Source organism: Parafilimonas sp., assembly GCF_047606085.1.
Lineage (GTDB): Bacteria > Bacteroidota > Bacteroidia > Chitinophagales > Chitinophagaceae > Parafilimonas.
Map to the genome: position 1 here is coordinate 1 of NZ_JASGEX010000064.1, position 11,886 is coordinate 11,886.

General features: G+C 41.4%; 10 protein-coding genes and 1 pseudogene. 9 read left to right on the forward strand and 2 right to left on the reverse strand.

Annotated elements, in window-relative coordinates; translation table 11 throughout:
• Positions 1-149: 149 nt before the first annotated feature.
• Positions 150-524 (reverse strand): Dabb family protein, encoded by a 375-nt coding sequence (locus QM629_RS05945; RefSeq protein WP_415158184.1) that lies wholly within the window; start codon positions 522-524, stop codon positions 150-152.
• Between the two features lie 177 nt (positions 525-701).
• Here QM629_RS05945 and QM629_RS05950 point away from each other — a divergent pair, with 177 nt between their 5' ends.
• From QM629_RS05950 to QM629_RS05985, 8 genes and pseudogenes are all read left to right on the forward strand, one after another.
• Positions 702-989, forward strand: a complete 288-nt coding sequence (locus tag QM629_RS05950; protein ID WP_415158186.1) for a DUF1801 domain-containing protein — start codon at positions 702-704, stop codon at positions 987-989.
• A gap of 160 nt (positions 990-1,149) precedes the next feature.
• Positions 1,150-1,275, forward strand: a pseudogene (locus tag QM629_RS05955) (YdeI/OmpD-associated family protein); the annotation flags it as partial.
• A 275-nt stretch (positions 1,276-1,550) separates the two neighbouring features.
• Complete coding sequence (locus QM629_RS05960) at positions 1,551-3,413, forward strand: CocE/NonD family hydrolase (RefSeq protein ID WP_415158188.1); 1,863 nt, start codon at positions 1,551-1,553, stop codon at positions 3,411-3,413.
• A gap of 226 nt (positions 3,414-3,639) precedes the next feature.
• Complete coding sequence (locus QM629_RS05965; RefSeq protein WP_415158190.1) at positions 3,640-3,849, forward strand: hypothetical protein; 210 nt, start codon at positions 3,640-3,642, stop codon at positions 3,847-3,849.
• 328 nt (positions 3,850-4,177) lie between these two features.
• Complete coding sequence (locus QM629_RS05970; protein WP_415158202.1) at positions 4,178-5,503, forward strand: flippase; 1,326 nt, start codon at positions 4,178-4,180, stop codon at positions 5,501-5,503.
• A gap of 316 nt (positions 5,504-5,819) precedes the next feature.
• On the forward strand, positions 5,820-6,638 hold the full coding sequence (locus QM629_RS05975; RefSeq protein WP_415158192.1) for a DUF92 domain-containing protein: 819 nt from the start codon (positions 5,820-5,822) through the stop codon (positions 6,636-6,638).
• Between the two features lie 329 nt (positions 6,639-6,967).
• On the forward strand, positions 6,968-7,384 hold the full coding sequence (locus tag QM629_RS05980; protein ID WP_415158194.1) for a helix-turn-helix transcriptional regulator: 417 nt from the start codon (positions 6,968-6,970) through the stop codon (positions 7,382-7,384).
• Between the two features lie 727 nt (positions 7,385-8,111).
• Complete coding sequence (locus tag QM629_RS05985; protein ID WP_415158196.1) at positions 8,112-10,163, forward strand: putative porin; 2,052 nt, start codon at positions 8,112-8,114, stop codon at positions 10,161-10,163.
• A 285-nt stretch (positions 10,164-10,448) separates the two neighbouring features.
• Here the strand turns inward: QM629_RS05985 and QM629_RS05990 are convergent, their stop codons facing one another.
• A complete protein-coding gene (locus QM629_RS05990) occupies positions 10,449-11,063 on the reverse strand; it encodes a hypothetical protein (protein ID WP_415158198.1) in 615 nt (204 codons plus the stop codon).
• Positions 11,064-11,326: 263 nt separating this feature from the next.
• Here QM629_RS05990 and QM629_RS05995 point away from each other — a divergent pair, with 263 nt between their 5' ends.
• Entirely contained in the window at positions 11,327-11,779 is a 453-nt protein-coding gene (locus QM629_RS05995; RefSeq protein ID WP_415158200.1) for an FMN-binding negative transcriptional regulator, read from the forward strand.
• Positions 11,780-11,886: the final 107 nt, after the last annotated feature.

The window sequence follows — 11,886 nt, forward strand, 5'->3', positions numbered from 1 at the left end:
ATTTTCTCTTGGGCTAAAGCCCTTTATGGGCCTGCTTTTTACTAACCCCAGGCTTAAGCCCGGGGTTATATATCTGAAACCCTTGCACAATGGGCTTTAGCCCAAGTTATCCGGACAATAATGTAATGCAATAGCTTATTGCCAGAAACCTACTGCGCCCAGTAATCAACAACCGTTACCTTAGCCAATACAGGCGAAAGTATTTTGGCAAAAGCAACGTGATCAGGATGCACGAGGTAAGCATCCCTGTCTTCTTCGCTGCTGAAGCCCAGCATAAAACAATGTGTTAAGCCCTGGTTTAATTTTTCAGGGCTGTTGTTGATGCCCCATTCAAATGCTTTTATCAAATTTATTTTACCTGGCAATGCGGCAAATGCTTTTACAGCATTGTCAATGGCTGCTGAATCAGCGCCTTCCTTCCATCCAAATAAAACAACATGCCTTAATATTTTTGCTGGTGATTGTGCCATAGAAACGGTTGATAATAAAACGGTGCATAATGCAGGCAATATAATTTTTTTCATCCCAAATTTGTTTATACTTTATTCAATAAACCATATACCGTTCTCTTAATAAAGGGAGAGGCACAGAAGTTTTTTTATAAATATACAGAAAGAGGTATTGCTGTATTAACGCGCATAAAAAATTAATGTACGTTTGGTTATATCTTTTTTGCATGCCCATTATTGACAAATGAATAGATGACTATATTGAAAAGAAGGCCGGTTTTAAACCAGTTAAGAAAAATTGTTCACAACGCTGGTTTTGATGCAGAGGAAACAATAAAACGGGGCATGCCTTTTTTTAATTACAAAGGCAGTTCCTTGTGCGCCATGGCCGCATTTAAAGAACATTATTCATTCATGTTCTGGAAAGCAAGGCTCATGAAAGACCCAGAAGGCATTATGCAGGTTTCTGAAAGGGATAGCATGGGCAATTTCGGCAGAATAACATCGGTAAAGGATATTCCTCCGGAAAAAATATATTGACCGCTCATATAAAAGAAGCGATGAGGCTGAATGATGAAAATGTTAAAGCGCCCAAACCAAAGAAAGCTGCTCCTGCTGCACCGGAATTGCCTCTGGATGTTGCAGCTGCCCTGAAAAAGAATAAACAAGCACAAAAAGTATTTGATAATTTCCCCCCGGCAAAAGAAAAGCGAATATTCTTTGGATAACAGAAGCCAAAACAGCGCCCACAAAACTTAAAAGAATAGCAACACCTGTTGAATGGATTGCCGAAGGAAAAAGCCAAAACTGGAAATATGAAAAGTAAATCTTTAAAGTTTACAAGTGCGCAGATTTACGTGTTGTTTTTTAGTTTAAAGAGATGTTTGCCTTAAAGCAACTGCATTAAATTCCTGATTGCTCAATTCGGGTGTATTTCAAATTTTCGCAGGTGGGTGGACACCCGCCTGTAGAGCCCGCTACCGGTCGGTGTCTCACCGACCGCAGTGCCGCGTATGAAGCGAAAATTTGAAATACACCCCTCAATTCCCGATGATAATTCTATATTTTTGAAGCATTCGCTTATTATACCAAATCAATACCATGAAAAAATTTATCCTTATTGCTTTACTGTTTGCATGCAGCCGCATCTTCGCTCAAACAATTGATTCCGCCTGGTTTGTTACACATTATACCAAGAAAGAAGTTTATATCCCCATGCGGGATGGCGTAAAGCTTTTCACATCTTTTTATATCCCCGGCGACAGCTCGGAAAAACATCCCATACTCTTAACCCGCACACCCTATTCCTGTGCGCCTTATGGCGAAGGCAATTATAAAAAATACTGGCTCAGCTATTTTACCCAATACCTCAGCGAAGGCTATATACTCGTTACACAGGATGTGCGTGGCCGGTGGATGAGCGAAGGCGATTTTGCCAATGTGCGGCCATTCAATGCCAATAAAAAAGGCAAAGAGATTGATGAAGCCAGCGATACGTATGATGCCATTGACTGGATGATAAAGAATATACCAAACAACAATGGCAAGGTGGGTGTAATGGGCATTTCTTATCCTGGCTTTTATTCAACCGAAGCGGCATTAAGCGGGCATCCGGCATTGAAAGCAGTGAGCCCGCAGGCGCCCGTTACAGACTGGTTTGCAGGCGATGATTTTCACCATAACGGCGCTTTCTTTGCCATGGACGCTTATGAATTTTATATTGGCAGAGGCTTTGGCAAACCAAGGTCTGCTCCTACCACCGTTGGGCCGGATGCAAAACAATTATTTACCAGCAACAAGTATGATTATTATTTTAAAACGGGCGCTTTGCCCAATTTAACTGCAGTAGCAAATGCAGACAGTGTGTGGTTTTGGGATACAGTAATGAATCATCCAACGTATGATGCTTTCTGGAAGGCGCGCAATGCAAGGGTTGGCTGTTATAATGTAAAACCTGCTGTAATGGTTGTGGGCGGTTTGTTTGATGCGGAAGATTGTTTTGGCGCCTGGAATACGTTTAAAGCTATAGAAAAGCAAAGCCCGGCAACCCATGTAAGCATTGTGGAAGGCCCTTGGTATCATGGCCAGTGGGCAAGTAAGAAAGGTTTCAACCTGGGCAATGTTCAGTTTAGCAGCAATACGGCGGAATGGTATGAACAGCATATTGAATTTCCTTTCTTCAATTATTATTTAAAAGGCAAAGGCTCTGTTGACAGCTTAACGAAAGCAACCGTATTTTTCAGCGGCGAAAACCAGTGGCATAAGCTGGCAAGCTGGCCGCCCGCCGGCGTTAAAATGACGGATATTTATCTGGGTAATAATAAACAGCTTTTCTTCAGCAAACCCACTGCTGCCAAACAAAGTTTTTCTGAATACATAAGTGACCCCGCACATCCCGTTCCTTATGCAGAGGGTGAACTGAGCCATCGCACAAGAGAGTATATGACCGATGACCAGCATTTTGCTTCACGCAGAACAGATGTATTGAGCTTTGAAACAGGTGCATTAACAGAAGATGTAACACTGGCAGGCCCGGTGATTGCCGATCTGTTGGTAAGCCTTTCCACCACTGATGCGGATTTTGTTGTAAAGCTGATAGATGTTTTTCCGGATGATTTTACATACAGCGATACAGATACCTATTTAATGAACGGGTACCAGATGCTGGTACGCGCAGAGATCATGCGGGGCCGGTTTCGCAACAGCCTTGAAAAACCGGAAGCCTTTGTGCCGGGCAAAATAACCGAAGTAAAATATGAGCTGCCCGATGTGGCGCATACTTTTAAAAAAGGGCATAAGATAATGGTGCAGGTACAAAGCACCTGGTTCCCGCTGGTTGACAGAAACCCGCAGCAATTCATTGACATCTATCATGCAAAAGACAGTGATTTTATAAAATCAGATATAAAAGTTTATCATGATGCAGGCAATGCCTCCAAATTAATATTGCCGATAGTGAAGTGATATTATTACCGCGCTCAACTAATATTAGCGCCAAAGCATTTCTTCATAATCCGATTTTTTTTATACTTCACGCCGCATAAGAATGTGTATTGTTTTTATCAAAGAATTGGCATTATAGACAGTACCTTGCGCCCATGCAGGGTGGGTACGGTATGATGAAGGGGCAGCATATATAGATCATTATGCTACCGAAGCTTCCCGCGGTGCACAGGCAGGCGGGTGGCCGGTGGAGGAAATTATTAGCCGTGGCTATGGATTGGCAACAATATATTATGGCGATCTTCAACCCGACAGCGGCAACAGTGTTAATGCAGGTATTGCGCCTTTGTTTTATAAAGATGGTCAAACAAAACCTGCTCCCGGCGAATGGGGCGCCATCGGCGTGTGGGCCTGGGGCCTGAGCAGGGCTATGGATTACCTGGAAACCGATACATGAAGGCAGCCATGACATACAGCTTTACGACTGGCGGCAACACCTGGATTTTGCTGACAGGTTTTTCAAACAGAAGATAAACGGCTCTTTGTTAATAGGGTGCTGTTGCAGCAGGGAAGATTATTTATAAGGGCAAGCGCATAAAATTTAAAAGGGATAAAAAGGAGGCGCAGGCGCTTCATAAGAATTTTAATGCATTTGTGCTGCGGATAAAATGCGAATCTGGGATACTTTGCTAATTTAGCGCCGGTCTGTACAGCTTATTATTAATCACTATAAACCTTAAGTCATCGCTATAAAAAATTTTAAAAAGCATTTCTCATCTTACTGGATACGATCTGCTTTTTATACTATCCTACAACGTTTTTCTCTTACCTTTTTCGGGTTGATCAATTTCATGGTGCTTGCACGCGTATTGTCGCATACCGAAATGGGGATATGGGCATTGTTCTTAACGGTTACCACTGTTTTTGAAGCTTCCAAAAGCGGGTTATTGAAAAATGCACATGTGCGTTATGTAAGCAGCAGTAATATAGACTCAGAGAAGATCGAAGTTGCTTCTTCATCGTTTATTATTAACCTGGTTATAAGCATCATTTTTATAGCGTTTATATGGGTAGGTTCGGAATGGCTTAGCACTGAATTAAATGCCGGCTTAGCATTATCATCCATGCTGCTGTGGTTTATCCCGGGCATTGTATGCATGATATTCTTTTCGCACCTGGAGGCTGTGCAGCAATCTTACCTCGACTTCAAAGGCGTGTCTGCCGGTTATCTGGTTCGGCAGGTTATTTTTTTTATTTTAATAGCAGCTAATTTGTTTTTTAAGGCAAATTTTTCTTTAAACATGTTGGCGCTATATCAATCTGTAAGCATACTCGCCGGCACCATAACCTTATATGCGTTTACGAAAAAATATTTGGTGCACCGTTATACGCCCAAGGCGGCATGGATAAAAAAGATTTTGGGATATGGCGGTTATATTTTCGGGTCGGGCATTATGGGGAATATTTATTCCAACATAGACAAGGTAATGGCTGCAAAATTTATTTCAAGCAGCTCGGTATCGTTTTATAATACCGCTTCGCGCATAAACGGAATGGTTGATATTCCATCGTATGCCGCTGCGGAAATTCTCTTTCCTAAAACGGCACAGGCATCTGCTTATGAGGGCAAAGAGCGGGTAAAATATCTTTATGAAAAGATGGTATCCATCTTACTTTCTTTTACTATACCATTTGCCATTTTTGTTATCCTGTTTCCGAAGCTGGTTATAACAATCATTGCCGGCCCTTCTTATTTAGATGCAGCGCTTATATTGCAGTTGTACATGCTCTCCAGCCTTTTCAGGCCCATGCAAAACCAGGCGGCCAATCTTTTAAATTCGATTAATAAACCTGCATTGTGCTTTTGGATAAATACACTGGGTTTGGCGGAAGGTTTATTAATTAATTACGCCTGTCTTTATTATTTTGGTTTTTATGGAGCCGCTATAGGCACATTGATCGCTTCTGTAACAGGCACCGTTTTCTGGTATTTTGTTATGCGGCGCCATATAGGGTTTGAAGTGTCTGCTATTGTAAAATACACCGCCGGGTTTTATAAAACAGCCTATACAGGTTTGCTGAAAATATTGAATAAGAAAAGCGAGGTATAGTACCAGCCTTGTTGAATTAGCATCAAAATGATCGTTATAAGGTGAAGCGAAGTTTTTACCTTATTGTATTGTTAGATGTTGAATAAAAGTTATACACTTTAAGGCAGATGCGGCGAAGTGGCGCCTGCACAAGTGTTTGAAATCTGCATTAGCGATCGCGATCCATAGAATCGCCCACGTGTGTAGAAATAATTGTGCCAGGGGGATTTCCACACCATAGGTGTGGTACGCGTAAACGTTCCGTTCCAATGCAACGGTAAAGAAACATTACGGGCAGCATTGTACACACGTTAAGCCTCTGTGAGGCTTTAAGAAAATGGTTTCGAACACTTGTGGTGGCGCCTGTACGCCGTTGCGGAAACTTCGCCGGGATATCGTGAACGCTTCGCCGAAACCGGCAGGGAAAAATCTTAATCTTGTGGCATATATGCGGGAAAACGGCGTTGTTTTTATTTTACTGTGCGCAGCAGCGGGCATAACCATTGTTTTAAAAAAATTAGATGCAAAAGCTGCTATTGCTGCAATAATAATTGGCTTTGCTACCTGGCTTGGCACAGGTTACACCGGTATTGCTTTGCTTGCTGCCTTTTTTATAATCGCCATGCTTGCCACTTCATGGAAGATGCGCACAAAGCAACAAGCCGGTTTGGCAGAGCATCATCGCGGGCAAAGAACAGCAGCGCAGGTTATAGCAAATGGCGGCGTTGCCGCCATATTATCGTTGCTGTCTTTTGCGTTTTGGCAACATCAGCCATTATTGTTATTAATGATTGCATCAAGCCTTTCATCAGCCACTGCTGACACGGTATCTTCTGAATTAGGCAATGTGTATGGCAGGAAGTTTTATAACATCACCAGCTTTAAAAAAGATATACGCGGGCTGAACGGCGTAATAAGTTTTGAAGGAACAATGATTGGCATGGCAGGCAGCAGCTTAATTGCGCTGGTATATACAGTGCAAACAGGATTGGCTATTCATTGGTTATGGATTGTTATTGCCGGAACAACCGGTAATTTAACTGATTCTGTTTTAGGCGCTACCTTAGAACGAAGGCATATTATAAGTAATGATGTGGTGAATTTTTTAAATACGCTTACAGGCGCATTGGCAGGTTTGATGTTGTATTATTTATAGATGCTAATGAACTTCATCAACAACCGGCATTTATACCGGTTTGAGGGTTTCTATACATAGTGCAAGTTCGCAGAATTAGCCTTTGTCTGTTGGGGGCTTGTGCGGGTTCCTCTGTTTTTGTAATTGCAAGGCACAATGGAAGCCGGTTTGTACAGGTACATGTCATGAAATACACTCCATCTTTTTCTGGTATGGCTTTGCAAACAGGCATGGTTGAAGTTACGATAAATTATGGCTTTTATGCTTCATAGGCCGCAATGTCGTTTCCTGCGCTCTTGGCTTTGCTAAAGAGACATTGCGGAGAAGGAAATGCACATAACATTGAATTATTGTCTTATTTCTCTGCATTAATGCATGAACCGCAATCGGCAACCTTGCAACGCATTATGCAGGATAATTTTTGCTTTAACCTTACGCCGGAACAATATGCGAAATTATGCAACCGCAGCCTGAGCGCATTTAAGCGGGACTTTCAAAAACTGTATCATACCACGCCGGGAAAATGGTTGCCTGAAAAGAAATTACATCATGCCACGCAACTTTTAAAACAGGGCCGCAAAACCATATCTGAAGCTGCCTTTGAAAGTGGTTTCGAAAATATTTCGCATTTCAGCAGATCGTTTAAAGAAAATTTTGGCGACGCAGGCTTTCGATTGCCCGTGAATGTAGTTGAGACTTTGTTGGTGGTTGAATTATATTTCATTCGTACAAGTTTATTTTTTCAGTTGCCTCATGGAACGCCCTGATGTACATTCCCCTGTGTGTTGAATACATTTTACATGGGCGTTTCATTCGTGCAAGTTTATTTTTTCAATGGCCTCATGCCTGTCCCGAACTTGCTTCGGGAGAACCTCGCTATGTACATTCCCCTCCCGAAACTGGTTCGGGACAGGCTGTGTGAGAAAAAATTATCATGCGCGGTTTCATTTATGGAAGGCACAAATTTGGAATCCATGTTGGTGACAACACCATAGCCGTCAACTAAAGCCCAAAGGGCTTGAATTTGAATAGCCGTGAGCGAAACTCACGGTAAAAATGTCGAAGTTTTTGTTGAACCCGCTGCGCGGGTTCAATATCAAAACCGTTTCATTTGCCCACCGGTTGCACCGATGGCTATTTAAATTAAACCCCATTCGGGGTCTTTTATTAATCGTGTTTCTCCTAAGTTGACGGCTATGGTGACAACACCAATATAAGCTGGGCAGATATGTTGGTATTTGGCAAAAACCCGTTGGATAATATCGAACATACCAGTCTGTTCATTTGGTGGTAAAGAGCGGCAGGATCTATAAAAACCAAGCCTGCCGGGCGGCGGCTATTGGATGGAATTGAATAACAAAAAGCACTAATTATAACGTACGTTCGGGTTAAACGGTATATAACTGCTGTAAAAATTTACACGGCCGGAAGTTAATATTTCAAATTACCTTTTCATTCACAGCTTTCAGATTACTTTGCATCTTTGCCTGAACGATGTATCAAAATAGAGTAAAACGCCTTCTTTTATTTGTATTACTGATGACGTTTTCTGCCATTGCACATGCGCAGGTAACGCAGGACACGAGCTTATATGAGTATGACAGCCGGGGCAAGATCATCGGTAAGAAAGATACAACCAACCAAATACTGCAGCACCGCGATCAATATGAAGATTCTATTACCATTTCATTTCACTACTGGGACTCTACGCGGAATAATAAAATTGATTCATCCATTGATGATTTCTTTACGCGCTTCCCTGTTTCGTGGCGGTATTACGATATGGGCAATTTTGGAAATGCGGCCAAATCATATATTTTCCAGCCTTTAATGCAGCCAGGTTTCGATGCGGGCTTTCATGCGTATGATGTGTACAGGTACACGCCTGAAGGCACACGGTTCTTTCAAACCACGCGGCCATATTCGGAAACGGTTTACCTGCTGGGAAGCCGGGCCGAACAAATGATCAACCTTTTTCACACCCAAAACCGGAAAAGCAATTTTAATATCGGGCTTGATTTCCGGGTTATCAACTCCCCGGGCACATACAGGAACCAAAGCACCAACATAAGCAATAACCGCGTGAATACCTTTTTTCAAACCAAAAACAGGCGGTACACCAATAATATTATTTTAATAGCCAATAAAATTCTTTCTTCTGAAAACGGCGGCCTTCAGCCAGGCCAGGACCTCGACAGCCTTTTTATGAATAACCCCACCAGTGCATTAACAAAGCTGGGAAAAGACCTGGTTACCAAACGCAGCATTTTTGGCGCCTCGGTGGCTCTTGGCACACAATACAAAGATTTTACACTGATAATGCGGCACAGCTATGATTTTGGCCAGAAAGATTCCATCGTAACAGATTCATCCACCATCAAACTGTTTTATCCACGGCTGCGTTTCCAGCATACCCTCGAATATTCAAATAAAAGTTATGAGTATCATGATTATGTAGTGAAGGACTCTGACTATGCCAAATTCATGCAATATACCATCTTCCCTTTAGGAACAGATACGCTTAAGTTTAATGATACCTGGCAAACCATCACCAACGATCTTGCAATTATCTCCTATCCGCAGAAAAATAACCTGAACCAGTTTTTAAAGCTGAATGCAGGTTATGAAAACATACAGGGCCAAACTTATCTTAAAACCCAGTACAACAATATTTATGCAGGCGCAGAATACCGTAACCGCACCCGCAACCAGTTATACGACGTAGAAGCTGCCGGTAAATTATATGTTACGGGCCACTATGCCGGGGATTATTCTGCTTATATAAGTTTGAAGCGCTCGCTGCGAAGGAATATTGGCTCCATACAGGTGGGCTTTCAAAATGTGAACCGCACGCCTTCTTTTATTATGAGTGAATATAATACGGATGCTTCGGGCACCCGTTATTCACTCAGCTCTTTCCCTTCTTATCCATCCGGCAGTTTTAAGAAAGAGAATATAACGCGGATATTCGCTGTTATAAATGTGCCGCCTGCTGCATTGCAATTAACGGGCGATTATTACCTGGTAACCAACCTTGCCTATTTCAGCGGTTTATATACGCCCGAACAGTCTTCGTCTGTTTTTAATGTGCTTAATATTGGCGCCTATAAAAAAGTTAAACTTGCCAAACACATAGGCTGGTATTTGCAGGGCAATGTGCAGCAAATAGCCGGTAATGCGCCGGTGAATGTGCCGCTGGTACTGGGCCGCACCCGATTGGCCTTTGAAGGTAATTTCTTTAAAAACCTTTTTCTCTCAACAGGCCTTGAAGTAAGGTACAATACGCCGTATAAAGCCGATGATTATTCGCCGCTCAACGGGCAGTTTGTTTACCAGGATACCACAACTATTACTAACCGGCCCGATGTGGATATCTACCTTAACATGCGCATAAGAGGCTTTAAAGGCTTTGTGCGGCTGGAGAACTTAAACACCATTGACTTTGCCAACGGCTTTGCTTTCACCAAATATAATTACAGTGCGCCGGGCTATCCTGAAAGGGGTGTATGGCTGCGCATTGGTATATGGTGGAGCTTTGTTAATTAACCTTCCTTAAACCTGCCATTCACTAACATTTTGTTTTTTACCGACGCATTGCTTACCGCCTGTTATAAAAAAATACAGTTCATCCGCTTTAATACAGGCTTCACCAATTAACGATTGCCAACGCTTTTGCCCGTAGGTTTCTTTGTGCCATAATAAAACAACTACATGCAGTAACTGCTGCAATTATCAATTTCGAAAATGATTAAACTTATGAAGCAGATTTTATCAATACTAAGTTCTTTAATATACTATCAAAACAAGTTGATTTTTTTACAGATAAGTTGCCTATTTATTATAGGCCTGAACTACAGCAACCAGTTTCTCAATATTTAATTCCCTGGCATAATCATCTTTAGAATATGCGCTGTTTAATTTGACCAATGCAGAACGATTGTCTTTCACCGCTTCTCTCAACTCCGCAAGGCCTATTTTTGTTATGCCACTGTTTCCTTTTTCAAAAAAATAAGTGCTTCTTCTGTTATTGGTGCTTTGTACTGTTGTAGGTCCGTTTGAATAAGTATAGTTTTTATTGTAGCCCGTGACATCGAAATAGTATAAATTAATTTTACCTTTTACCAGCCTTATTAAATACAGGTCATGAAATCGTTTATGGTATGCTTTGCTATCCTGGAAAGCAATGACATCTGCATCGGAATGTTGGGTGCCGTCTATTGAAAAAGCTTTTGGATTACCGGTAACCCTTACAAGATTATGGTCATAGGGATCGTAATTTTTATGCTTTAAGGTTTTCCCGCTGATAATTTTTCCATCCTCGGTTTGAACGAAAGATGCATAATTGGTTTCTCTTGCATCCTTTGCCCTGTCATCATACTCTTTAAATTTAACACAAGAGAAGAGTGTTATGCAAAGTAAAATTGAAAGGTAAAATTGTTGTTTCATTTTGTATTGTTTGTTTTAATATAAGCTTTGCTTTTTGATATTTCCTTTGCTACATAGAATGCGGGAAAGCATCAGTGGTATAGGCTGTTGCTTGACAGGAAGTTGATTCATTACTGCCCGCAGAAAAGATTGTAAACCAAAATATTTGAATATATAAAGGGGAGATTCTCATTTTGCAGTGGGATTGAAGTTTAGCAATCTATAAAATAGAATAATGAGCGCAATTAGAAAGAAAGATTGATATATTTTAATTTTAAACGCTTATGTATAACGTTCCATACTTCAAGGCTGAAAATAATAAGGCTGTTATTGATTTTATGCGCGCGCATCCTTTCATTATTTTGTGCGGATGCAATAAAAACAACCAGCCGGTTGCCACGCATATCCCGGTATTAATAGAAGAAAGGGAAGATAAAATTTTTTTGCAGGCACATATCATGCGCAAACAAAAGCATACACTGGCTTTTGAAGAAAATCCCGGTGTGCTGGCTATATTTTCAGGCGCCCATAGTTATGTAAGCGCAGGCTGGTACGAAAAAAAAGATGTTGCCAGCACCTGGAATTACCAGGCCGTGCATGCAAATGGAATATTGTATTGGAAAGATGATAATTTCCTTTATGCGCTGCTTGAAAAGCTTACGGCAAATTTTGAAGCCAATCCGCATTCCCCTGCATTGGTTGAAAAGATGGAGAATAGTTATACTAAGTTGCTTTAATAATTCCGAAATTAAATTGTAGTAAAGATATCAGCTCATCCAATTGATATTCGAGATTAGAGAAGAACTGCTCAATTGCCGATTGAAACTCCTCAAAATACTGGTAG